The 22,539-nt window shown below is 60.8% G+C and carries 20 protein-coding genes; 10 read left to right on the top strand and 10 right to left on the bottom strand.

Annotation, left to right across the window (positions count from 1 at the left end; all coding sequences use genetic code 11):
* Positions 1–72 precede the first annotated feature (72 nt).
* Positions 73–2,202: an ATP-dependent DNA helicase RecG gene (gene recG, locus GAL01_RS09620; RefSeq protein WP_062031509.1), complete on the top strand. Its 2,130-nt coding sequence runs from the start codon at positions 73–75 to the stop codon at positions 2,200–2,202.
* Between the two features lie 75 nt (positions 2,203–2,277).
* The gene (locus tag GAL01_RS09625) at positions 2,278–3,981 is read left to right on the top strand and encodes a putative bifunctional diguanylate cyclase/phosphodiesterase (RefSeq protein ID WP_062031512.1); all 1,704 of its coding nucleotides are present in this window, start codon (positions 2,278–2,280) and stop codon (positions 3,979–3,981) included.
* 55 nt (positions 3,982–4,036) lie between these two features.
* Here GAL01_RS09625 and GAL01_RS09630 read toward each other — a convergent pair whose 3' ends face one another.
* Positions 4,037–5,038: a lipid A deacylase LpxR family protein gene (locus GAL01_RS09630; protein WP_062031516.1), complete on the bottom strand. Its 1,002-nt coding sequence runs from the start codon at positions 5,036–5,038 to the stop codon at positions 4,037–4,039.
* A 277-nt stretch (positions 5,039–5,315) separates the two neighbouring features.
* On the opposite strand from GAL01_RS09630, the gene GAL01_RS16150 reads away from it, so the two are divergent.
* Positions 5,316–6,014, top strand: a complete 699-nt coding sequence (locus GAL01_RS16150) for a cold-shock protein (RefSeq protein WP_062031519.1) — start codon at positions 5,316–5,318, stop codon at positions 6,012–6,014.
* Positions 6,015–6,146: 132 nt separating this feature from the next.
* On the opposite strand, the gene smpB is transcribed toward GAL01_RS16150, so the two are convergent.
* Genes smpB through GAL01_RS09655 form a run of 4 tightly spaced genes read right to left on the bottom strand, consistent with a single transcriptional unit; the run spans position 6,147 to position 9,143 of the window.
* Entirely contained in the window at positions 6,147–6,644 is a 498-nt protein-coding gene (smpB, locus tag GAL01_RS09640) for an SsrA-binding protein SmpB (RefSeq protein ID WP_062031523.1), read from the bottom strand.
* A gap of 8 nt (positions 6,645–6,652) precedes the next feature.
* Positions 6,653–7,564: a 4-hydroxy-tetrahydrodipicolinate synthase gene (gene dapA, locus GAL01_RS09645; protein WP_082790763.1), complete on the bottom strand. Its 912-nt coding sequence runs from the start codon at positions 7,562–7,564 to the stop codon at positions 6,653–6,655.
* A 17-nt stretch (positions 7,565–7,581) separates the two neighbouring features.
* The gene (locus tag GAL01_RS09650) at positions 7,582–8,418 is read right to left on the bottom strand and encodes a prephenate dehydratase (RefSeq protein ID WP_062031527.1); all 837 of its coding nucleotides are present in this window, start codon (positions 8,416–8,418) and stop codon (positions 7,582–7,584) included.
* Positions 8,418–9,143: a 3-deoxy-manno-octulosonate cytidylyltransferase gene (locus GAL01_RS09655; protein WP_062031589.1), complete on the bottom strand. Its 726-nt coding sequence runs from the start codon at positions 9,141–9,143 to the stop codon at positions 8,418–8,420. Before GAL01_RS09655 ends, GAL01_RS09650 begins: the two co-directional genes overlap by 1 nt.
* Before the next feature lie 75 nt (positions 9,144–9,218).
* Between GAL01_RS09655 and GAL01_RS09660 the strand changes: the two genes are divergently transcribed.
* The 3 genes from GAL01_RS09660 (at position 9,219) to GAL01_RS09670 (ending at position 12,950) form a co-directional block, all read left to right on the top strand.
* Positions 9,219–10,007 (top strand): inositol monophosphatase family protein, encoded by a 789-nt coding sequence (locus GAL01_RS09660; protein WP_062031530.1) that lies wholly within the window; start codon positions 9,219–9,221, stop codon positions 10,005–10,007.
* Positions 10,008–10,146: 139 nt separating this feature from the next.
* Positions 10,147–11,397 carry a phosphoglycerate dehydrogenase gene (gene serA, locus GAL01_RS09665; RefSeq protein WP_062031534.1) on the top strand — a complete coding sequence of 417 codons (1,251 nt, stop codon included), beginning with the start codon at positions 10,147–10,149 and terminating at the stop codon, positions 11,395–11,397.
* A gap of 50 nt (positions 11,398–11,447) precedes the next feature.
* Positions 11,448–12,950 (top strand): YifB family Mg chelatase-like AAA ATPase, encoded by a 1,503-nt coding sequence (locus GAL01_RS09670; protein WP_062031537.1) that lies wholly within the window; start codon positions 11,448–11,450, stop codon positions 12,948–12,950.
* A gap of 3 nt (positions 12,951–12,953) precedes the next feature.
* On the opposite strand, the gene metC is transcribed toward GAL01_RS09670, so the two are convergent.
* A complete protein-coding gene (gene metC / locus GAL01_RS09675; RefSeq protein WP_099253220.1) occupies positions 12,954–14,165 on the bottom strand; it encodes a cystathionine beta-lyase in 1,212 nt (403 codons plus the stop codon).
* Positions 14,166–14,167: 2 nt separating this feature from the next.
* Complete coding sequence (locus GAL01_RS09680) at positions 14,168–15,004, bottom strand: sulfurtransferase (protein WP_062029709.1); 837 nt, start codon at positions 15,002–15,004, stop codon at positions 14,168–14,170.
* Positions 15,005–15,133: 129 nt separating this feature from the next.
* On the opposite strand from GAL01_RS09680, the gene GAL01_RS09685 reads away from it, so the two are divergent.
* Together GAL01_RS09685 and GAL01_RS09690 are read left to right on the top strand one after the other, a co-directional pair.
* Entirely contained in the window at positions 15,134–16,213 is a 1,080-nt protein-coding gene (locus GAL01_RS09685; RefSeq protein ID WP_062029721.1) for an AI-2E family transporter, read from the top strand.
* Entirely contained in the window at positions 16,210–16,836 is a 627-nt protein-coding gene (locus tag GAL01_RS09690; RefSeq protein ID WP_062029707.1) for an endonuclease/exonuclease/phosphatase family protein, read from the top strand. The genes GAL01_RS09685 and GAL01_RS09690 overlap by 4 nt, the downstream gene beginning before the upstream one ends.
* 6 nt (positions 16,837–16,842) lie before the next feature.
* Here the strand turns inward: GAL01_RS09690 and cls are convergent, their stop codons facing one another.
* Entirely contained in the window at positions 16,843–18,255 is a 1,413-nt protein-coding gene (cls, locus tag GAL01_RS09695; RefSeq protein ID WP_062029705.1) for a cardiolipin synthase, read from the bottom strand.
* Between the two features lie 131 nt (positions 18,256–18,386).
* Here cls and GAL01_RS09700 point away from each other — a divergent pair, with 131 nt between their 5' ends.
* Positions 18,387–19,109: an arginyltransferase gene (locus GAL01_RS09700; RefSeq protein ID WP_082790705.1), complete on the top strand. Its 723-nt coding sequence runs from the start codon at positions 18,387–18,389 to the stop codon at positions 19,107–19,109.
* Between the two features lie 6 nt (positions 19,110–19,115).
* Here the strand turns inward: GAL01_RS09700 and parC are convergent, their stop codons facing one another.
* Positions 19,116–21,323: a DNA topoisomerase IV subunit A gene (gene parC / locus GAL01_RS09705; RefSeq protein WP_062029703.1), complete on the bottom strand. Its 2,208-nt coding sequence runs from the start codon at positions 21,321–21,323 to the stop codon at positions 19,116–19,118.
* On the opposite strand from parC, the gene GAL01_RS09710 reads away from it, so the two are divergent.
* On the top strand, positions 21,300–21,776 hold the full coding sequence (locus tag GAL01_RS09710; protein WP_062029718.1) for a hypothetical protein: 477 nt from the start codon (positions 21,300–21,302) through the stop codon (positions 21,774–21,776). The genes parC and GAL01_RS09710 overlap by 24 nt on opposite strands.
* Here the strand turns inward: GAL01_RS09710 and recO are convergent.
* A complete protein-coding gene (gene recO / locus GAL01_RS09715; RefSeq protein WP_062029701.1) occupies positions 21,770–22,534 on the bottom strand; it encodes a DNA repair protein RecO in 765 nt (254 codons plus the stop codon). The genes GAL01_RS09710 and recO overlap by 7 nt on opposite strands.
* Between the last annotated feature and the right edge of the window lie 5 nt (positions 22,535–22,539).

Here is a 22,539-nt window from a genome sequence, read left to right on the forward strand (position 1 = left end):
CCTGCTCATGCCCTATACCTTCCGTTCCATCGCCTGTCAGCCCGAGGAGCACGGGAAGCGCCCGTTGTCACGATGCCGTCCGAACAGTTCCCGTCCCCTTCCGATCCCAACTCCGAAACGGAGCATGCGCTCGCACCGCTTTTTGCGCCGCTGACAAGCCTGCCCGGAATTGGGCCGCGGCATGCCAGCCTGCTGGAAAAGATCGCAGGTGGCCGAAAGGTGCTGGACCTGCTGTTCACCCTGCCCGAACGGGTGGTTGACCGGCGCATTCTGCGCACAGTTGCGGACGGACACAATCTCGCCCCCGGCGAAATCCTGACGGCCCATGTCCGGGTGCTGGCCCTGCGCAAGGCCGGACGCCCTGGACAGCCTTCCATCATCCGCACCGAAGACGATACCGGAACGCTCGATCTGGTCTTTTTCCAGACACGCAACATGCCCAGCCCGACCGTGGGCGCCGAACTTCTGGTCTCTGGCAAAACCGGCAGCTTTCAGGGCGAGCTGACGATGCCGCAGCCCGATCATGTCGTGAGCTGGGCCAAACGCGACAGCTTCCCCTCGCTCGAACCCGTCTGGCCACTCACCGCCGGGCTTTTCCCCTATACGGTCCGCAAGGCCATGCGCGCTGCACTGGGCCTTTTGCCCGACCTGCCGGAATGGCTGGACCCGGCCCTTGTTACCCAGCGGAAATGGCCGTCCTTCACCCAGGCCCTGCGCCTGATGCAATCGCCTGAGATCATTCCACCGGACATCGCGTGGGAGCCTGTCCGCAACCGCGCCCTGTCCCGCCTTGCAGCGGATGAACTGCTGGCCGATCAGCTTTGCTTCGGGCTCGCGCGTCTCAAGGCCCGCGAGAGGCACGGGCGCAGCTTTCCCGGCACCGGTGCACTTCAGGCCGAAATGCTCCAGCGCTTCGGACATAAACCAACTCACGCCCAGACCATGGCCATTGCGGAAATTGCCGCCGACCTCTCTGCGTCGACGCCCATGATGCGGCTGCTTCAGGGGGATGTCGGCGCAGGCAAGACGTTCGTGGCCATGAACGCCATGCTTCAGACCGTCGAGTCCGGCGCGCAGGCCGCGCTGATGGCTCCCACCGAGATCCTTGCCCGCCAGCATTTTGAAACGCTCTCCCGTCTCTGCCCGACGGAGTGCGCCTATCTGAGCGGCACGATCAAAGGCGCGGCCCGGCGAAAGGTGCTCGCAGCCATTGCAGATGGCACGGCAAAAATCATCGTCGGGACGCATGCACTGTTTCAGGATGGGGTGACTTTTCACGATCTCGGCCTCGCCGTCATCGACGAACAGCACCGATTCGGTGTCCGGCAGCGCATGAACCTGAGTGCCAAGGGCGAAGCAACCGACATCCTTGTCATGACCGCAACGCCCATTCCCCGCACGCTTCAGCTCATGGAATGGGGCGAGATGAGTGTCAGCCGTCTGGACTCGAAGCCCCCCGGCCGCCAGCCGATCCGCACGACTCTGCACAGCATGGACTCGCTCGACAGCGTTCTTGCAGGCATCAGCCGGGCGATACGCGACGGAGTTCAGGTTTTCTGGGTCTGCCCGCTCATCGAAAACAGCGAAACGCAGGCCGCGGCTGCCGCGGAAGAGCGCTGGGCCTCACTGGAGCAGCGCTTTGAGGGGCTTGTGGGTCTCGCGCACGGCAAACAGGACATTACCGTTCGTCAGGAGGCGCTGGATACGTTCCGTCTGGGCAAAACGCGGCTTCTTGTCGCCACGACCGTCATCGAGGTCGGCGTGGACATCCCCGCTGCATCCGTCATGGTGATCGAACAGGCCGAACGGTTCGGACTGGCCCAGCTTCACCAGCTTCGCGGTCGCGTCGGACGCGGCTCGAAACAGTCCTTTTGTCTTCTGCTGCATGACAGGACTGCCACACCCACCGCCGTGCGACGTCTGAGCCTGCTGCGCGACACGAATGACGGTTTTCTGATTGCTGACGAAGACTACCGGATCCGTGGAGGGGGAGACATTGCGGGAGACCGTCAGTCCGGTCTTCCCGGTTTCCGTCTGGCGCAGGGCGCTCGCCTTGCCCTGCTGCTGGCCGCCATGCAGCAGGACAGCGAGCGCGAAATCGTCCGCAACCCTCAACTTAAAGGCGTCCGTGGCCATGCACTCAGGCTTCTGCTCGAAATATTCGACCGGAATGATCCCGAAAGGCTTCTGATTTCCGGTTAGACAGAAAAATTCGCACCGATATAATACTGTGAATTTATCAGTAATGCGCTTAACCGAGTTTTATGGAGTCTTCGAATGACAGGCAGTCCGGCCAGAGACGTTCAGGAGAAGACTCCTCACGAATACTCCGCCCCCTCTCCGGACAGCCGATCGCTGCTCTTTCGTCTGCTTCTGGCCGCAACTGGCGGGTCGGCTGTCGCATTGCTGGAAATCCCGGCAAACGGAATACCCTCCATCCTCCAGTCCGCAGGATCGCTTCCGGTCGCCCTGTACAAGCGGGACGCGGGGGAGATGATCTTCGCAGCCGAGCAGAAACGGAATGGCAAAGCCTTTTTTTCATGTCCCTTCTTCAAAGACTGGTCGCTCATCGGCCGTCCGATCGCCAGCAGATCAGATGACGGTCGCTCCGGACAGTTTCTCGTAGCTCTCCGCCTGAACGGCAGCAGCTTCCTGCCGACGGCCGAAGACTCCCTTCAGGACGTGGCAAGGCAAATTGCGGGCGAAGCGATGGAAGAGACCGGAAAATCTTCGCTCCCTGACCGCGAGGAAAGCCTGCTCGTTCTGCAGCAGTTCATTGAAAGAACCGGAAAACTCACGCGCCGGGCGGTTTTCAGCCTCATTCATCTCAATCTTGATCATCTCTCGCTAATTAACGAGCGGTATGGATGGGACACGGCTGACCTGATCCTTGCGGAAATGATCCGGCGCCTGAAATCCGTTCTGCCCGAGGGAGCTTTCCTCAGCTCGATCGGAGGCGGACATTTCATGGTTCTCACCCCGCCTGGCACAACGGCCGTTACGACCCGTACCCTGGTCAATGCCATCCTCCAGATTTCCAGCACCCCTGTTCCTCTGGACATGGGAGCGGTCCCTTTCTCGATTTCAGCAGGCTGGAGCGTCTATCCGCAGGATGCCGAAGATGCAAACCAGCTGATTCTCGCTGCGCGGGCTGCCCTGACCGAAGCAAACCGCAACGGTGGCGGCCATGAGCGGCGCGCGACTGCAGAACTCACCAACGCCTACACCATCACATCCAATCTTGAGCAGGATCTCCTCAAAGCCGTTGAGGACGACGCGCTCTTCCTCAAGTGGATGCCCATCGTTGATACGGAATCCCAGAAAATTGTCGGGCATGAAGCCCTGCTGCGCTGGATGCGTCCCGGACATGGCGAAGTCGCGCCCAACCTCTTCATCCGTTACGCCGAAGAGGCCGGCATGATCGAGGCGCTCGACAGCTGGAGCCTGCGGAGCGCCTGTCTGGCTGCCCTGCGCTGGCCTGCTCCGCTGCGGGTCTGCGTGAATGTTTCTCCGGTCTGGCTGGTCAATGAGCGCCTTGCCCCTCTTGTCGATACGATCCTGACCGAGACCGGCCTCCCTCCCGGCCGTCTGCAGATCGAGCTGTCCGAATGTCGGCCCTTTGGCCCGTCCGACATTGCATTTCGCGAACTCTCCCGCGTTCGTGCCCTGGGCGTCCGTCTCGCCATCGACGATTTTGGAGCAGGTTATTCTTCGCTGGAGCGCCTCCGGATTTATCCACTGGATCAGATCAAGCTTGATCGCGCCTTTGTGCAGTATCTGGGCGAAGACATACGCGCCGACGAAGTAATGTACGCCATCCTGTCGCTGGCACGGTCCCTGAACATTACCTGCTGCGCAAAGGGTGTTGAGACCGAACACCAGATGGCCCTGCTGGACGCCAATGGCTGCGAGGAAGTCCAGGGCTACCTTCTGGGCGCACCAGTCCGTGACAGCCACACACCTCATCTCGCCCTGACATAAAAAAAGCCGCCTTCACTATAGAAGGCGGCTTTTTCAGATCATCCGTCGGCTCAGATCAGAACTTTACGGAAAGCTTGAGCGATCCGTAGTTGAACAGGCCGGCCTTTTGCGTCTGGAATTGTGCTGTTTGCCAGTTCTGGCTGTAGGACAGGCGTACACCATGCCACATCACCGCGACACCGGCATGAACCTCACCCACATCCCAGACCTTGCTCACATGCGGCGCATTCGGTCGGACCGTGCTGCCCTGAAGCGTCACGTCATAGCCCACGGCCTGCCCCTCGACGCCACCATAGAAATACCAGGCAAAAGGACGAGTCGCACGGAATGCATCCGTTCCATCCAGCCCTGGTCCGATTGTCGCATTGCCGAAATCGCTGTCGAGCCCCTGACCGATGCGGAATGTCGTGGCCACGTCGGCATAGGTCCGGTAATCACCCGCGGCGCCCGAGATGGCGGGCAGCACGTCAGCATGAATGCCATAGACATTCAGAACCGGCAGACGCCAGATCCGCCCGGCCTGAACCTGGAAGATCGGCTGATTCGCAAGCTGGTGGCCCCAGCCCGTGCTCGGCGTATCGCTGATGGCCTTGTGGAACCCGTTCTGCACCTGGCGCCCGAGTCCTGCCGGACCAAGCATGCCAAACTGGATCCCCATCACGGTCCGGGAACGATCGGTGTCGTTGATGAGGTTGACCGTTCCCAGCAGCAGGCCCGCGTAAGGCCGGTCGCCCTGCGGCGGATTGTCAGCCTGCGTGTCGCGTGGGGTATCAATGATCTGCTGCAGACCGATGCTGATGCGCTGGACGCCTTCCCCCATCAGGATGCGGTTCAGCTTAGCAATCGGACGCGGCAGATTGTCGGTTCCAGACGTCCAGTTGATCCGCAGACCAGACGTATAGTACTGATCAGACGTCCCTTTCAGTGTGGAGATGGCATCATTCTCACCCTGAACAGTCCAGGTTCCGTAAGGATCCTGCAACGGTGTCGCCATGGCGGATGAAGACAGCGCCAGCACGGCAGTGGCTCCAATAGAAAAAGTCAGTCTGCTTCGCATGGACACCTCTGTTACGCGCGGGATCGGGACCCATCAAATACTGGAAAACGTGTGTATGTCATTTCCCCGACCGAAATCAAAGTGTCGGCGGCGCACTTCATAATCTTAAAATCAGCGCGAGTTATGTTTCAGCCTGATATTCCCTGTGGCAGAGAAGGAAAAAACCGTGCTACAGCTTATTTCAGGGGAAAAGCAGCATCGTTTTTTTCCAAATTTTTGAAATTACGTCACGGCAGGGTCCGCCCTATCATGACACCCCAGTCTCGGGATTAGACCGTTGAGAAACAACAGAACCGACCGCAGCAGCTTCAACTCACCTCGCCGCGGCGGGTTTGACGACACATACTCGTCCCAGCCGTCCTATGGCGACCGTGGAGGCTTTGGTGGTGGAAATGGTGGCGGTGGTGGCGGCTACGGCGCACCTCGTCGCAGCAACAGCTTCGTCGCAGCTTCAGGCCCGGAAATCAGCTCCCGCGTGAAGTGGTTCAACACCGAAAAGGGTTTCGGTTTTGTTGAACTGTCCGACGGTTCGGGCGACATCTTCCTGCACGCCAACGCGCTCACCAATGCTGGCGTCAGCGCCGTGAACCCGGGTGCGACCGTCGTGGTCCGCATCGGCCAGGGTCCGAAGGGCCGTCAGGTCGCTGAAGTTCTCTCCGTTGACGAGAGCACGGCAGAAGCACCACGTCCGCGCGCTGCTTTCGGCGACCAGCCCCGTTTCGGTGGTTCGGCTCGTCCGGGCCGTCCGGCTCCGGACCTTTCCCGCGCTGAAGAAATGCGTGGCACGGTCAAGTGGTACAACGCCACGAAGGGCTTCGGCTTCATTACGCCGGAATCCGGCGGCAAGGACATCTTCGTCCACGCTTCCGCTCTCGAGCGCTCCGGCCTGCCGACACTTGACGAAGGCCAGACGATCAACGTCAAGGTTGTTCAGGGCCAGAAGGGTCCGGAAGCTGCTGAAATCAGCGCTGACTGAACGACCCGGACTTCGGTCTGAGTAATAAAAAACCGCTGCCAGCTTATGCTGCAGCGGTTTTTTTATGCCCGGAATTGCGGACATTGTCTCAAGCCATAAAAAAGGCCGGATCTGATCCGGCCTTTCAGGTTCTCACCCATAATCTTTACCACTACTGCGGACCAGCCTGGCTTTGTCCCGTTTCCAGTCCCGCTCCGCAATAGCGTGCCGTTTGTCTTCCTTGCGACGCCCCTGACCCAGACCAAGCGTCACTTTTGCCATTCCACGATCGTTAAAGTGGATATCAAGCGGCACCAGACTGGCGCCTGCACGACTGACCGAATCCAGAAAATGCACGATCTGCTTACGATGCATCAGGAGCTTTCGTGGCGCCCGAGGCTCGAAACGCGAGAGGACACCGCCTTGATATTCGGGAATATAGGAATTGAAGAGCCAGATTTCGCCATCACGCTCAGCCGCATAAGCTTCCGTGATTGTCGCCCGTCCAAGACGCAGGCTTTTGACTTCTGGCCCCTTCAGGACAATCCCGGCTTCCGTCGTTTCCAGAATCGTATAATCAAACCGCCCTTTGCGGTTCTGGGCGGCAATGCCATGAGAAATCATGCCGCTCTTGGTTTTCTTTCCCGCCATGCCTGCACTCAGTCCAGAAGCTCAAGGGCACGCAGGGCATCATCAACAGCCCGCCGAGTCGCTTCCTGGGGCTCTGCCAGAGGAAGACGCAGCGTCGCGCCGCATAGACCGAGCCGCGACATCGCGTACTTGACCGGCCCGGGATTACTTTCCATGAACATCGCATCATGCAGCGGGGTCAGATGGTCCTGAATGGCGATCGCATCCTCAATCCGCCCTTCCTGCCAGGCCAGATGCATATCAGCGCACAGATGCGGCACGACATTGGACGTCACGCCAATACATCCGTCGCCGCCCGCAGCCAGAAACGACAGAACGGTATTGTCATCACCGGCAAGCTGGTTGAAAGGTTTGTCCACCGCCCGACGCACCGCGATCGGCCGTGCCATATTGGCCGTTGCATCCTTCGTACCGACGATATTGGGGTGCTCCCCCAGACGCGCCATGGTCGCCACCGAAATGTCGACAACGGAGCGGCCCGGAATGCAGTACAGGAAGATCGGAAGCGGCGTCGCATCTGCAATCGTCATGAAGTGGCGATACAGCCCTTCCTGAGATGGCTTGTTGTAATACGGCACGACGACCAGCAGACTGTCCGCCCCGACAGAATGAGCATGCTTCGCCATAAGCACGGCTTCAGAGGTACTGTTCGAGCCAGCCCCCGCCATGACACGCACCCGGCCATTTGCCGTCTCGACACAGTGTGCGACAACACGGCCGTGTTCTTCGTGCGACAGTGTCGGGCTTTCACCCGTCGTTCCGGCGGGGATCAGTGCCGTAGTCCCAGCGTCAATCTGGCGCTCGATCAGCTTTGTCGAAGCGTCGAAATCAATCCGCCCGTCCGTATGCATCGGGGTCACCAGAGCCGTCAGAGACCCCTGATACATGCTCGTGTCAGCCATTGTTCCGTCTTCTGTCATGGGTTCCTGTCCTGCCGTCACGCGGCGTGGCGTGAGAGGCTGCTTGGGTAAACACCCAGAATTCTGAGATCATCGCTGACCTGCTCCAGTTCCGCGAGCGCGTCGGCCAGAGCCGCCTGTTCAGGATGTCCTTCGACATCCATCAGAAACTGCGTCGCCGTGAACGAGCCGTCCAGCATGTAACTTTCGATCCGCGTCATGTTGATACCATGCCGGGAAAATCCACCCAATGCCGCATAGAGCGCACCCGGACAGTTTCCGACCCTCATCAACAGAGTCGTCAGAACATCTGTGCGTTCGGGCGAAGGAATGCAAGGCTTGCGGGACACACGATAAAAGCGCGTCGTGTTGTGCGAGGCGTCCTCCACATTGCTGCGCAGCACCGTCAGGCCGTTCAGTTCGGCCGCAAGGGAGGAGGCAATCGCCGCATCCTCCCTACGCCCCCACTGCGCGACCATTTCCGCCGCCCCAGCCGTATCGAACTGTATGACGGGTTCTACACCCAGCTCGCTGATCAGCTTGCGGACCTGACCCATCGCGACCGGATGCGTGTGAATCCGCCGTACATCTCCAATTTCTGCCCCCGGAACGCCAAGCAGGCAGTGCTCCACACGCTGGAAATACTCCCCAACAATATGAAGCCCGGCATCAGGGAGCAGGGAATGAATGTCCGGAACCCGCCCGGCGAGCGTATTCTCACAGGCCAGCAGCGCTTCATCGGCCCGGCCATCATGCACGGCATCAATCGCGTCAGCAAAGGTTGGGCACGGCAGCGTCGTCCACCCCGGACGCGCCTGACGGCAGGCCAGATCGGAATAGGCACCCGGACGGCCCTGAAATGCAATGACGGGCATCAGACCAATCCTCTCACATGCTCAAGATCAGCAGGCGTATCCACGCCCTGGGGGGCATGGTCAATCCTTGCACACCCAATTGCCATCCCGGCCTGTAGGGCACGAAGCTGCTCAAGGCTCTCCCGGCGCTCCAGAGCGGAAGGCGCGAGCGTCACGAAACGCTCCAGCGCAGCCCGGCGCCAGGCGTATACGCCCACATGATGCCAGTGGGGTCCAGCACCCCATGGAATGGGCAGGCGCGAGAAATACAGCGCCCGCGCTACATCCGCCTCCTTAAAATCACACGCAATCTTGACGACCTGTGGGGCGTCGCGTTCGGCATCGCTTGTGACAGGAGCGGCCAGTGTTCCGATGTCGAAGGCCGGATCTTCCAGCGGCTTGAGAACAGCGACCAGACTGGAAGGCGCAATCAGAGGCAGATCGCCCTGAAGATTGATGACCACATCATGAGCCCCATCAGGATCCACTTCCGACAGAGCTGCGTGGACACGGTCCGAGCCGCTCGCCAGATCCGAATCGGTCAGTACGCCCTTTACGTCAGGTATCCCTCTGATGGCCTCCAGAATCTCTTCGTCTCCCGCGGCCACGACCACCGGACCGATCTGTGCTGCCAGAGCCTGACGGACGACCCGGACGATCATGGGAACGCCCCCAATATCAGCGAGGGGCTTGCGCGGCAGACGGGTCGAAGCAAGTCTGGAGGGAATAACGATGATCGGATGCATGGTTCCCCTGATGCCGCCCGCCACCACGGGCGTCAATCTCATGCAGCGCTCACAGGACGGGAATAGACACAAATCATGAATGAAACCGTGGTACAGACTGCCATCGATGCCGCAACGGCCTGTGCGGACATCGCCCGCAAGACTGTCCTGCCCTATTTCCGAACCTCCCTGCGCGCGGACGCAAAATCCGATGACAGTCCCGTCACCATTGCCGACCGGCAGGCAGAACAGGCCATGCGAGACATTCTCACACAACGCCTGCCGGAACACGCCATTCTCGGTGAGGAAAATGGCATGAGCGGCGCGAACGGAGACTGGCTGTGGGTTCTCGATCCCATTGATGGTACCCGCGCCTTCCTGACCGGCCGCCCCACCTTCGGCACGCTCATTTCGCTCTTTCACAAGGGGCGTCCCGTGCTCGGGCTGATCGACCAGCCTGTGACCGGGGAGCGCTGGATTGGTGTTTCGGGACGACCCACGCAGTTCCTGTCCGAGCGTCTTCCCGGAACCATTGGCACCCGTCCCTGCCCGAAAGCCGCCGAGGCCGAACTCTCGTGCACCGCACCGGAAATCATGACCGCCAGTCATGCGCCGCGGTTTGCCAATCTGCAGAAGCACACCCGCCGCACGTCCTGGGGCGGAGACTGCTACGCTTACGGCCTCCTCGCCCTTGGGCAGATCGACGTCATTGCGGAATGCACCATGAATCCATGGGACTGGGGGGCGCTCGTTCCAGTTGTGGAAGGTGCAGGAGGCCGCATTACAGACTGGCAGGGACAGAGCCTGACCCTCGAAAGCGATGGCACGGTCCTGGCCTGCGGAGACGCAACCCTGCTTCCCGAACTTGTCCACCATCTTTCCTGAAACCCGCTGATCGGCTAGGGAGGGGGCCCCGGCGGACGTGGCGGCAGACATCAGCCGGGGCCTGTCTGGTCACGGCCAGATCTGGTGAACCAGTTTGAATTGAAACCGGAGCCTTCCGGTTCATGACCGGGACGGATTTATGGAAACGCAGTTCTCTCTCCCCAAGAACAAGATCCGCATTCTTCTTCTGGAAGGCATTCACGAAAGCGCCGCTTCCCATTTCGCCGCAGAAGGCTATGCAGAGGTCACGCGGGTCAAGGGCGCCCTTGAAGGCGACGCGCTGAAGGAAGCCCTTCAGGGCGTGCACATGGTCGGTATCCGCAGCCGGACCCAGCTCACGCGCGAAATCCTTGAAGTCGCAGACCGCCTCATGGCCATCGGCTGCTTCTGCATCGGCACCAATCAGGTCGATCTGAATGCTGCCCGCATGCTGGGTATTCCGGTGTTCAACGCGCCTTTCAGCAACACCCGTTCCGTGGCCGAACTGGTCATGGGTGAGGTTGTCATGCTGCTCCGTCGCATCCCGTCGCGCTCGGAAGCCTGCCACAAGGGCGGCTGGGACAAATCCGCCACCAACGCCTGGGAAGTCCGCGGCAAAACGCTCGGTATCGTCGGCTATGGCTCCATCGGCTCGCAGCTTTCCGTCCTTGCCGAAGCTTTCGGCATGCGCGTCCTGTATTTCGACGTGATGCCTCGTCTGCCGCACGGCAATGCCATCGCTGTTCCGACCCTGCATGATCTGCTGGCCGAGTCCGACATCGTCAGCCTCCACGTCCCGCAGACGCCGGAAACCGATCTGCTCATCGGAGAGACGGAAATCCGGGCCATGAAGCCCAATTCTATCCTGCTCAACAACGCGCGCGGCAACGTCGTGGACCTCGACGCCCTCGCCGCCGCCCTCAAGGACGGCCATCTCATGGGTGCGGGCGTGGATGTGTTCCCCGTGGAGCCCAAAAAGGCTGGGGAAGCGTTCAAATCCCCGCTCCAGGGTTTGGAGAATGTCATTCTCACGCCGCATATCGGTGGTTCCACCATGGAAGCGCAGGAGCGCATCGGCGTCGAAGTCGCGCGCAAGCTGGTCGATTATTCCGACGTGGGGTCCACGATCGGGTCGGTCAACTTCCCCAGCGTCCAGCTTCCCGAACGCCCGCGCGGCACGCGCTTCATGCATGTCCATGCCAACCGTCCCGGCATCATGCGCCAGATCAACGATCTGTTTGCCGCACAGAACTGCAACGTGACCGCCCAGTATCTCCAGACGGATGGCGAAGTGGGCTATGTCGTCGTCGAGGCCGAGTCGGAGGGCCCTGAGATGGACACGAAGCTTCTGGACGGCCTCAAGGCGCTTGACGGCACACTCCGTGCCCGTCTGCTTTACCAGCGTTCCTGACATCTTTTCCGTTAACCAACAGGAAATAATTTCGGGCTAGGATTTGCCTCATGACGAGTCCCAGCCCGCATGCACCTGCCCTCGCCCGTATCCAGAGCTTCGCCTTTTCGGGGATCGAAGCCGTTCCGGTCACGGTCGAGGTTCAGGTGTCCAGCGGCCTTCCGGCGTTTCTCGTTGTAGGGCTAGCGGACAAATCCGTCGGTGAGGCGCGCGAACGTGTCCGCGCCGCGCTGACGGCCATGGGACTGGCGCTCCCACCCAAACGTATTCTCGTTAATCTCGTGCCCGCTGATCTTCTCAAGGAAGGCGCACATTTTGACCTTCCCATCGCGCTTGGCCTGCTCTGCGCCATGGGGATCCTGTCTTTCGAGGCAGTCTCGGCCTATGCCGCTGTCGGCGAACTCTCGCTGGATGGTCGGATCAATCCCGTTGCGGGCGTCCTTTCAGCCGCGATTGGCGCCGTCGCGGACGAACTCGGCCTGATCTGTCCGGCCGCGCAGGCTCTGGAAGCACGCTGGGGTAATGGTAGTACGGACGTTCTCGGGGCGCCGACGCTCGCCACTCTCGTTTCCCATTTTCAGGGACAGCAGATCCTGCCCCCGGCACCGCCACCAACGGGACAGGTGATCGAATACGGCCCCGATCTGGCGGACGTCAAAGGCATGCTGCTTGGACGGCGCGCTCTGGAAATCGCTGCCGCAGGAGCGCATTCCATGCTCATGAGCGGACCGCCTGGTGCCGGTAAATCCATGCTCGCCAGCCGTCTGCCCGGTATTCTTCCCAATCTGACACGCGAAGAAGCCCTAGAAACAAGCCGCATTCACAGTGTCTCCGGCATTCTGCAGAACGGCAGGCTGGTCGTCCGGCCACCCTATCGCGCACCGCATCACAGCGCGAGCCTTCCCGCCATTGTGGGTGGGGGCGCGAAAGCCCGGCCCGGCGAGGTCAGCCTTGCCAATAATGGCGTCCTGTTCCTTGATGAACTTCCAGAATTCTCACGATCCTGTCTGGAGTCTCTGCGCCAGCCGATCGAAACCGGCAGCATTTCCATCGCCCGCGCGGCCCATCACACGACCTATCCCGCGCGCTTTCAATTCATTGCCGCCATGAACCCGTGTCGCTGCGGCTATCTGGGCGATCTGGAGCGAAGCTGCCGTAAGGCGCCGCGCTGTGGGGAAGACTATACGGCCAAGATTTCCGGCCCGATGCTCGACCGCATCGACCTGTGCGTGCAAATCGATCCGCTCTCCCCCATCGAGATCAGCCGCGCCCCGAAAGGTGAAACCAGCGCGACGGTTCGGGCCCGCGTGGAAATTGCCCGCAGGCGCCAGATTGTCCGTCAGGGCGTTCCTAATTCGCAGGTCTCCCCTGACGATCTCGACATGGACGACGACGCCCGGTCCATCGCTGAACAGGCGGCTGAAAAACTACGCCTGTCCAATCGCGGGATCACGCGCCTGATCCGCGTCTCCCGCACAATCGCCGATCTGGAAGGTACCCAGAGCATCCAGCGCCATCACGTCGCTGAAGCCCTGACTTTCCGCCGCCGCTAAGGTTCAGAACTGAAGGCCATCCAGTCCGCGTGCCAGATCGGTCTTCAGGTCCTCAACGCCTTCAAGTCCGATATGGAGGCGGAACGTCGCGGATGTTGGGCCGCCCTCACCCGTGACGCGCCGGATATGCCCGGTCGTTGGCAGGACGAGACTTTCATAACCGCCCCAGGACGCCCCGATCCCAAACAGGCTCAGCCCGTCGATCATCCGTTCGGTCGCCTCAATGGAAATGTCCGGCTGAAGCTCTACGCCGAACAGTCCACAGGCCCCCGTAAAATCCCGTTTCCAGAATTCATGCCCCGGGCAGTCCTGCAGTGCCGGATGCAGAACCCGCGCGACTTCAGGGCGCGTTTTGAGCCACTGCGCGATTTCCAGTGCCGAACGTGCCTGATGCGCCAGCCGCACGCCCATCGTCCGCAGGCCCCGCAGCGTCAGCCAGCAGTCATCCGGACCTGCGCATTGTCCGAGCTGGATCGCGGCGTCACGCAGCGTTTTCCAGTGTGCTTCGTCATTGACCGTAACCGATCCCATGATGACGTCCGAATGCCCGGCGGGATATTTCGTCAGCGCCTGAATCGACACGTCCACGCCATGGACGAAGGGCTGAAACACGCCAATGCCCCAGGTGTTATCCAGCATCAGAAGTGCCCCAGCCTCATGCGCCACTTCGGCCAGCATCGGCACGTCCTGCACTTCAAACGTATGACTGCCCGGGCTTTCAGCGAACAGGACCTTCGTCTCTGGGCGTATAAGTGCCGCGATCTCGGCGCGTGAGGCCATGGGCGGATAATAGGTCGTCACCACGCCCAGCCGCTGAAGCATCGTCCCTGCAAAACGTCGCGTGGGGCCATACACCGAATCGGGCAGAAGCAGATGATCGCCGCAGCCCAGAAACGCCAGAAGCGGCATCGTACACGCCGCCAGACCTGAATTGACGACCTGCGTATGCGTCCCGCCTTCGATCAGGCTGAGCATTTCCTCAAGCTGGTGCTGGATCGGCGATCCCATCGCCCCGTACACCGCCTTGTGCGCGTGGCTGCGGCCGTCCGTCCTGTTCATGGCCTCCAGCGTCGGGAACAGGACGGTCGAACCCCGGCTGACCGGTGCATTTACGAACGTTCCTGTTTCGGGAAGCTCATGCGAACGCCCTTCCCGCACCAGCATGGAGCCCATCCGGCTCCATCCCGCACTCACCCGCTGTTCCAGATCACTCATTCTTATGCCTCTCCCGTCACAACCGGCGCGTCGGGGTCGCTTCCCCATTCCGCCCAGGATCCATCATACAAAGCTGCGTCGCCATATCCCGCGATGGCCAGAGCCGCCACGATCGTTGCGGCTGTCAGACCCGAACCGCAGCTCGCAATAACGGAACGTCCTTCCGCACCTGCGAGGACCCGTTTCAGCTCGACGGTGGGCAGAAAGCAGCCATTTCCGTCCACAAGGCGCGTCCAGTCCATGCTCTGCGCGCCTGGCATGTGACCGCCACGCACACCCGGTCGGGGCTCAGGTACCGTCGCAGCAAAACGGCCCGCACTTCTTGCATCCAGCACCAGCGCATCGGTCCGTTTCAGCGCCTGACGGACATCGCCCGAACCCGCCAGAAGCCCATAATGCGGCCGGGGACGAAAAACTGCCGGTTCAATTACAGGTGGTGCACCACTTTCAACCGCACCGCCCGCCTTCACCCAGGCCTCAAGACCGCCATCCAGAATCCGCGCATTCCGATGCCCGAACAGCCGTGCAAGCCACCATCCACGACAGGCACCCACACTTCCACGCCCGTCATAAAACACGACCGGTATTTCCTCACTCACGCCTAGTTCACACATCAGCCGGGCAAACCGTGTCGCGCCCGGCACCGTATGAGGAAGCGGACTCTCCGGATCGGCGAAAACGTCGATATCGAATCGGCGTGCACCGGGAAGGTGCTGCGCGACAAATGCGGAATCGGGATCGCCCTTCTGCCCCGGCAAAAGCACGCTGGCATCAAGGGGAATGAACCGGCCGACCTCCGGGATCAGGGTCGCGGCATCAACAAGTGGCGAGATCGTCATGACCACACCATAGGTCGAGGGATGCGTCCAACGCCAGAGCGTGCCAATGTGTCATTCCATGAGCACGCAGCCCACACCGTCATGCCATCCGTGTCGTCCCTTCGCCTTCGGATCGGGGCATATCCGCGCATGACGACCGAACGGATTATCCTAGGCTTGGTTCTGGCGGGAATCGCCTATGGATGCGGCATCATCCTGTGGCCGTTCCTTTCAGCCATCCTGTGGGCGGCAATTCTCGCCTTCACGACATGGCCGATCTATCGCCGTATGCGCCGCCATGTCCGCCCCGTTCTCGCAGCCCTTGCCATGATGGCCCTGAGCGCATTGTTCATTCTGGTTCCGATGACGGTGCTGACAAGCGCGGGCATCAACGACATTCCCGGCACGATCTCGGAAATCGACACCCTGATCCTGCATGTCACCAGCGCCAATCCGCCTCCGGAGTGGATGAACCGCATTCCCATGGCAGGCCCGCATCTCGTCAATGCCTGGCACCATTTCAGCCATGATGTCGGTGCTTTTGCGACTGAAGTCCTGCGTCCTTATGCCGGACAGATCGCGCATCTCACCCTGACGGTCCTCCTGCGGCTCGCAAGCGGCCTCGCTGAACTCGTCATGGCGTTGTTCGTCGCCTTCTTCCTGTGGCTGAACGGCGATACGCTCGGCAATACCATTGCGGCCCTGATCGACCGCATCGCGGGTCCGCAGACCACGCCAAGGCTCATCAACATCATTGGCCGCACCGTGCGCGGGACGGTCTATGGTATCCTCGGCACGGCGCTGATCCAGGGCGTGCTGACGGGAATCGGCCTGATGCTGGCAGGAGTGCCGTCTCCCGTTCTGCTGGCGGGCATCACCGCTTTCGTTGCGGTCTTCCCGATCGGCGCACCGCTGGTCTGGGTGCCGGCCGCCATCTGGCTGGGCATGACGCATCATGTCGGGCACGGACTGTTTCTCGCGATTTATGGCGTTCTCATCATCTCCGGCGCGGACCACATCATCCGTCCGGCCTTCATTGCGCGTGGCGCCCAGCTTCCCTATCTGCTGACCGTCCTCGGCGTTCTGGGGGGGATCGTGACCTTTGGCGGCGTCGGCATTTTCCTCGGTCCTGTCCTGCTGGCGGTCGGCTACACCCTGACCAGCGAATTCGCCGCCGGTCCCCATCATCGCGGGCGTAACCCTCTCTACCTGTCGGAGCCTCCGAAATGACGGCATTTCCTCAATCCGGAGCCTCTTTCAAAATCCTGAGCTGGAACCTCTATCGCTGGGAAGGCGCCTCGCTTGAGGACGTTCTGACCGTCATCCGTGCGGAAAATCCGGACATCGTCGTGATGCAGGAGGCGCAGGAGGCCGTGGACGAACTCCCCGAAATTCTCGGCGGCTATTATGACCGCATCCCGCTTCCCGGCCGTCCGCATGGCACAGCCTGCTGGAGCCGCCTGCCCTTCACGCGTCCGCCGTCATTCTGCCGCCTGCCGCGCGGCCTGCTGGTCAAACGCACGGCACAGCTTATTGATTTCGGCAGTTTTTCGCTCGCCAACGTCCATCTGTCTCACGGCCAACTGCTCAACCGGCGGCAGCTTCGCAGCATCAGCACCAATATGCGCCATCGTGCTGTCATCATGGGCGATTTCAATCTGGTCGGCCCTGTTCTGCTTCCCGGCTTTCTCGATGTCGGTCCGCAGGAAAAAACGCATCGGATGCTGAACCATCTTCCCCTGCGGCTGGACCGATGCCTCGTGCGCGGTCTGGCGCGCATGGAGGCACGCGCCCTGCCGCGCTTCGGCTCGGATCACCGCCCCATCTGCGTCACCCTGAGGCTGGGCGCCTGACATCTCTCAGAGGTACGGCAGCAAAAGCCTGACGGCATTATTGCGCATCCGGATCAGGAACGGCTTGCTGTCCAGATCATGATGGGTCAGCCGGTTGCGACGATGCGTTTCCATAAATGTGGCCAGTTCTTTGGCTACGTCCCGGTCATAAATTTCCAGATTGATCTCGAAGTTCAGCCGCAGGGAACGCATGTCGATATTGGCACTTCCAACGAAGCTCCATTCATCATCCACGACCATCAGCTTGGAATGATTGAACGGCGGATCCGCCATCCAGACCCGGCACCCTGCATCCAGAAACTGCCGCAGATTGGCGTCCCGCGCATGATCTATCAGGGCGTGATTGCTGCTTTTGGGCACGACAATGTCAATCACCACCCCCCGAAGGGCCGCGAGAACAAGTTCTGTCGAGAAGCGGTCATCCGTCAGGAAATAGGGCGTCATCACCCAGATATGGGTCCGCGCCAGTGAGAAAGCCTGCAACATCCCATATTCGATCTTTTCCAGATCCGTATCCGGTCCTGACGTGACGATCCGCATCGGCACATCACCCACCGGCTGCGGTTCAGGCAGATAACGCTCGCCCTGAAGTTCTTCGCCCGTCGTGAACGACCAGTCCCACGCGAACGCGACTGCAAGCTGATGCACGATCGGCCCTTGCAGACGGAAATGCGTATCCGCCACCGGCAGTTTCGTCCGCAGGCGGAGCATGTTCTCCTCGCCGATGTTCAGGCCGCCCATGAAGCCAATAGTGCCGTCCACTACGAGAATCTTGCGATGGTTGCGCAGGTTGATGAACGGCATGCGCCACGGCCAGACCGAGTGCATAAAGCGCGCGCAGGCCACACCCTCACGTCGCAGGCGACGTTCGATGCCGCAGCGGAAATATCCGCTCCCGATCCCGTCCACCAGAACACGGACCTCCACGCCCCGCCGTTTGGCCGCCACCAGCGCCTCTACGAAACGCTGGCCGACCTTATCGTCACGGAAAATATAGGAGCACAGAATGATCGACGTCTTCGCCTGCCCGATCGCCTCCAGCATCACGGGATAGGCATTGTCTCCGTCATGCAGGCAGGTGATGGAGTTGCCCCGCATCAGGGGCCGCTCCGTCAGACGGCCCAGCATTTTTGAAAGTGGCGCCAGAGTGCCGTCCACGATCTGCCGGTACTGCGCCAGCGGGTCGCGCCCCTCCCACAAATGACGGTCCACCATTTTCTGCGCCCGGCGCCGGACGCGATTGATGCCGAACATCAAATACAGAACCGTACCCAAAAACGGCGCAATCCAGCAGATACCGATCCATCCCGTGCAGGACGCCGTGTTCCGCTTGTGAACGAGGGCATGAACCGTCACGAAAAGAGGAAGAACCCAGCGCAGGATCTGCACGAGAAGATGGAAAACGGTCCAGTGCAGCATAAATTTCCCTGTTATGGACGATCCGCGCGGATCATCTTTCGCCATCCTTTCGCAAAGATCGTGGATGCGCCATCCCCTCTCCTTGCGATAGGATCATCTTTCAGCCCGTCATCTGAAAAGGAGAGCGTCCCATGCAGCACCGCCCACAGCTCTTCTACACGACGGCGCCGGCTCCGTGCCCCTACCTGCCCGACCGGACAGAGCGCAAGGTTCTGACCGAACTGGCTGGCCCCGATGCCGTTGCCTTACATAACCGCTTGTCACAGGCCGGGTTCCGCCGCAGCCATGCCATCGCCTATGCGCCCGTCTGTGTAGGCTGCCGCGCCTGCACGCCCATGCGCATTCCGGCTGCCACGTTCGCCCCGACCCGGACCCAGAAAAAAATCAGCAGTCGCCATACTGATCTTATCGTCAACATGGTGCCTCCGGTTCCCACGGACGAACAGTTCCGCTTGTTTGAAATATATCAGGCTGTCCGCCATCCCGATGGCGACATGGCCCATATGTGCTGGCGCGATTATGTGGAACTCATCGCCAACACGCCGGTCGAGACGTTTCTGGCCGAATTCCGTCGCCCCGATGGAACGCTTGTCTGCGTCAGCCTGATTGACCGTCTATCGGATGGGCTGTCCGCCGTCTATACGTTCTATGATGTCAACGATTTGACGGCATCTTGGGGGACGTTTTCGATCCTATGGCTGATCGAACAGACTGCCCGGATGGGGCTGGAGCACCTATATCTGGGCTATTACGTCCCCGGAAGCCCAAAGATGGCGTATAAAGCCGCCTTCGGGCCCGCCGAAGTTTTTCGGGATGGGCACTGGAGCCTGCTGGCCGGGACACTCCCGACCTAACTGCCCTTAGCCCTTACGCAGCATCCATTGCGGGGCCGCGCGGCCCACGGCTCCCCGGCGACCTTCCAGTGGGGTCAGATCGGCTGTTGCACGAACACGCTGCCCTTCCTGCCACAACAGCCCCTCGGACAGGGTCAGGGTCCGCATGTCACGCAATGTGCTGTCCCCGAGCTTCTGGAATGCGACACCACCTCCACGGGTCATTTCCGGCACCTGTTCCAGCGGGAAAATCAGTGCCCGCTTGTTCTGCCCCAGCGTCAGGACATGCGTGCCGCTCACCGAAATACAGGCAAACACCTCATCCCCGTCCTTGACGTTGAAAACCTGCTTGCCCGTCCGCTTTTCCGCCACAAGACCAGCTTCGGACACGATCATCCCGCGTCCCGATGCAGAGGCGATCAGGCGACGTCCCTCGTCTGAAACCGGGAAAAGGGTCACAACCCGGTCTTCCTGCGGCACCTCTACGACGGTCCGGAACGGCTGCCCGAACCCTCGTCCACGCGGCAGGTCAGCCGCCTTGATGGTATAGGCCTTGCCACTGCTGGAGATCAGGCACAGCCGGTCCGTGCTCTGGCATTCCACCGACAGCCAGCCTTCATCGCCTTCCTTGAAGCGATGTCCCTGCGGATCAAGCCCATGGCCCTTCATCGCCCGGATCCACCCTTCGCGAGACAGCAGAACCGTGAGCGGTTCACGGTCGATTTCCAATGCTGCGGAAATATCAATGGGTTCCGGTGCCGCCGCAATCAGCGTCCGCCGGTCCCCAAGCGGGCCGGAGCCGAACTTCTTGATGGTGCCATCCAGATCCTTACAGATCCGCGTCCAACGCCGACGCTCCGAACCCAGCAGCGTTTCAAGCGCCTTCTGCTCGTCAGCAAGCTTGTCCCGCTCACGCCGGATTTCCATTTCCTCCAGCCGACGCAGAGAGCGCAGGCGCATGTTCAGCACGGCTTCAGCCTGAATATCCGTCAGGCTGAACGTCTCCATCAAGCTGACCTTGGGCTCGTCTTCCTCGCGGATAATGCGGATGACCTCATCAAGGTTCAGATAAACCGCAAGGAAACCTTCAAGGATTTCCAGCCGTCGCAGCACCGCCGCCAGACGATGGTTCGACCGCCGCACCAGCACTTCGTGCACATGGTCCAGCCACGCCCGCAGAACCTCTTTCAGAGACAACACACCCGGAACGCGATCACCGCCCAAAACATTCATGTTCAGACTGAAACGGTTCTCAAGCGCCGTATTGCGGAACAGCGTCTCCATCAGGACTTCGGGCTCGACACCCTTGGTCTTGGGTTCCAGCACGAGGCGGATATCGGTCGTGCTCTCGTCCCGCACATCGCCCAGAAGCGGCAGTTTACGCTGTTCCATCAGGTCCGCGATCTGTTCGATCAGGCGCGATTTCTGCACCTGATACGGGATCTCGGTAACAATAATCATCCAGGTGCCGAAACGTCCCTGTTCGACTTCCCAGCGCGCGCGGGTCCGGAAACTGCCGCGTCCTGTTTCATAAGAGCGGATAATGGAGTCGCGCTCTTCGACCAGAATGCCACCGGTGGGGAAATCCGGCCCCGGCATCAGATCCACCAGCTCGGCGATCGTCACATCCGGCTTTTCGATCAGAAGCTTCGCGGCCCGGCAGATTTCAGCGGCATTATGGGGCGGAATGCTCGTGGCCATACCAACGGCAATGCCTGCGGCACCATTAGCCAGCAGATTCGGGAACGTCCCCGGCAGCACGATCGGTTCATGATCTTCGTTGTCGTATGTCGCGCGGAAATCGACCGCATCGTCCTGAATGCCGTCCAGCAGCGCCTGTGCGACTTCCGTCAGGCGGCTTTCCGTGTATCGCATGGCTGCCGCGCCATCACCGTCGATGGAGCCGAAATTACCCTGACCCTCGACCAGCGGGTATCGGACCGCAAAATCCTGCGCCAGACGCACCAGCGCCTCGTATACGGACGCATCGCCATGCGGATGGAATTTACCAATCACGTCACCGACGACACGTGCACACTTTTTAAACCCTGATGTGGGATCAAGGCGTAACTGCTGCATCGCATAAAGGAGGCGGCGGTGGACCGGCTTCAGGCCATCACGCACGTCCGGAAGGGAACGCGACATGATTGTCGACATCGCATACGCAATATATCGCTCGCTCAGAGCCTCAGCGAGCTTGGTATCCTCGATATGACCCGCCAGATCCGTTCCCATGCTTCTCCCCTCTTTCGTGCAGGACTTAGACACTGGCATGCTCTTCTGTCCAGCGCTCTCCTCATCGGTATGGCCGCCTGCTCACCATACCGTCCGATCCAGAAAGCCGAGATGTCTCTCGCACTGGCAGGGTTTACGGCGCACCCGGCCGACACGACGGCACGCTGGGCGATGATGAACCTCCTGCCCCCCGACACGCTGGCCTATCGCATGCAGAACGGACAGCCGGTCCTGCTCTACGCCGACCCCATCGCGTGTGGTTGCGTCTATATGGGCGACAAAAGCGCCTATGCTGCCTACAGAGCCAGCCATCCGGTCGACCTTGCGCAGGAACAGCGCATGACAGCCGAGATTAATCAACATCCTGGCTGGGACTGGTCCGTCTGGGCGAGTACGGCCGACGTGGATGTCGTCAGCGGCCTGCGTCCCGGCCCCAGCCACGTTTCCTACTGAGCCGGGTCCGCGGCATTATCCGGACCAATCTGAAGCCGCTGCACATAATCGACCAGCCTCTCCCGCGCTGCCGGCAGGGGCTGATGCCGCACACCGAAGACCCAGCGCGACAGGAAATGCCCTGTCAGCGCAAGACCGTTTTTCCAGTCTTCAGGCGTCCCGTCATCGGCCTCATCCATCATCAACGCCGGCAACGACAACAAACGGTCCCGCCACTCTCCTGCGGCATTCCGACTTACGGCGTGACCAGAGCGTGGCGACACGTACACCAGATCGTCCGCCGAACCTGTCACCGCACAGTCCGAAAGATCCAGTCCATAACCGAGCCCGGTCAGAAGCTGGCTTTCCCAGCGCAGATAGGCGCCCATTGGGGCCGGTTCCGGGGCTACACTGATCAGCGTCAGAAGCCGCACCAGCCGCATGAACAGTTCCGGATGCGCCTCGCCCTGTGGCAAGGCTCCGTCCACCAGGGCGCACGCACTGCTCACCATCTCAAGCTGTAGCGGTGCATCCAGAATACGCCCTGCCACACATTGCACAGGCTCGGCTGTTAATGTGCCGAGCTGATCCGCCAGCCGCGCCCGCCAACGCGCCATAACCAGATTGCCCGTCTGCCACAGGGATGCCTGCCGACGCGAAGCACCGCCCCTCACCATTCCATGCGAGACGCCCTGCTCCTCGCTGAACAGATGGACCAGTGCACTGCCCTCGCCATAAGGCCGGACCGACAGAACCAGCGCCGCCGCTTCCCATTCCATCCCTG

The sequence above is a fragment of the Gluconobacter albidus genome (genome assembly GCF_002723915.1).
Classification (GTDB): Bacteria; Pseudomonadota; Alphaproteobacteria; order Acetobacterales; family Acetobacteraceae; genus Gluconobacter; species Gluconobacter albidus.

What these genes read in the sequence shown, in the direction of transcription:
- recG (WP_062031509.1), top strand. Translation starts at nt 73, where the DNA reads ATGCCGTCCGAACAGTTCCCGTCCCCTTCCGATCCCAACTCCGAAACG.
- GAL01_RS09625 (WP_062031512.1), top strand. Translation starts at nt 2,278, where the DNA reads ATGACAGGCAGTCCGGCCAGAGACGTTCAGGAGAAGACTCCTCACGAA.
- GAL01_RS09630 (WP_062031516.1), bottom strand. Translation starts at nt 5,038, where the DNA reads ATGCGAAGCAGACTGACTTTTTCTATTGGAGCCACTGCCGTGCTGGCG.
- smpB (WP_062031523.1), bottom strand. Translation starts at nt 6,644, where the DNA reads ATGGCGGGAAAGAAAACCAAGAGCGGCATGATTTCTCATGGCATTGCC.
- dapA (WP_082790763.1), bottom strand. Translation starts at nt 7,564, where the DNA reads ATGACAGAAGACGGAACAATGGCTGACACGAGCATGTATCAGGGGTCT.
- GAL01_RS09650 (WP_062031527.1), bottom strand. Translation starts at nt 8,418, where the DNA reads ATGCCCGTCATTGCATTTCAGGGCCGTCCGGGTGCCTATTCCGATCTG.
- GAL01_RS09655 (WP_062031589.1), bottom strand. Translation starts at nt 9,143, where the DNA reads ATGCATCCGATCATCGTTATTCCCTCCAGACTTGCTTCGACCCGTCTG.
- GAL01_RS09660 (WP_062031530.1), top strand. Translation starts at nt 9,219, where the DNA reads ATGAATGAAACCGTGGTACAGACTGCCATCGATGCCGCAACGGCCTGT.
- serA (WP_062031534.1), top strand. Translation starts at nt 10,147, where the DNA reads ATGGAAACGCAGTTCTCTCTCCCCAAGAACAAGATCCGCATTCTTCTT.
- GAL01_RS09670 (WP_062031537.1), top strand. Translation starts at nt 11,448, where the DNA reads ATGACGAGTCCCAGCCCGCATGCACCTGCCCTCGCCCGTATCCAGAGC.
- metC (WP_099253220.1), bottom strand. Translation starts at nt 14,165, where the DNA reads ATGAGTGATCTGGAACAGCGGGTGAGTGCGGGATGGAGCCGGATGGGC.
- GAL01_RS09680 (WP_062029709.1), bottom strand. Translation starts at nt 15,004, where the DNA reads ATGACGATCTCGCCACTTGTTGATGCCGCGACCCTGATCCCGGAGGTC.
- GAL01_RS09685 (WP_062029721.1), top strand. Translation starts at nt 15,134, where the DNA reads ATGACGACCGAACGGATTATCCTAGGCTTGGTTCTGGCGGGAATCGCC.
- GAL01_RS09690 (WP_062029707.1), top strand. Translation starts at nt 16,210, where the DNA reads ATGACGGCATTTCCTCAATCCGGAGCCTCTTTCAAAATCCTGAGCTGG.
- cls (WP_062029705.1), bottom strand. Translation starts at nt 18,255, where the DNA reads ATGCTGCACTGGACCGTTTTCCATCTTCTCGTGCAGATCCTGCGCTGG.
- GAL01_RS09700 (WP_082790705.1), top strand. Translation starts at nt 18,387, where the DNA reads ATGCAGCACCGCCCACAGCTCTTCTACACGACGGCGCCGGCTCCGTGC.
- GAL01_RS09710 (WP_062029718.1), top strand. Translation starts at nt 21,300, where the DNA reads ATGACCCGCCAGATCCGTTCCCATGCTTCTCCCCTCTTTCGTGCAGGA.
- parC (WP_062029703.1), bottom strand. Translation starts at nt 21,323, where the DNA reads ATGGGAACGGATCTGGCGGGTCATATCGAGGATACCAAGCTCGCTGAG.
- recO (WP_062029701.1), bottom strand. Translation starts at nt 22,534, where the DNA reads ATGGAATGGGAAGCGGCGGCGCTGGTTCTGTCGGTCCGGCCTTATGGC.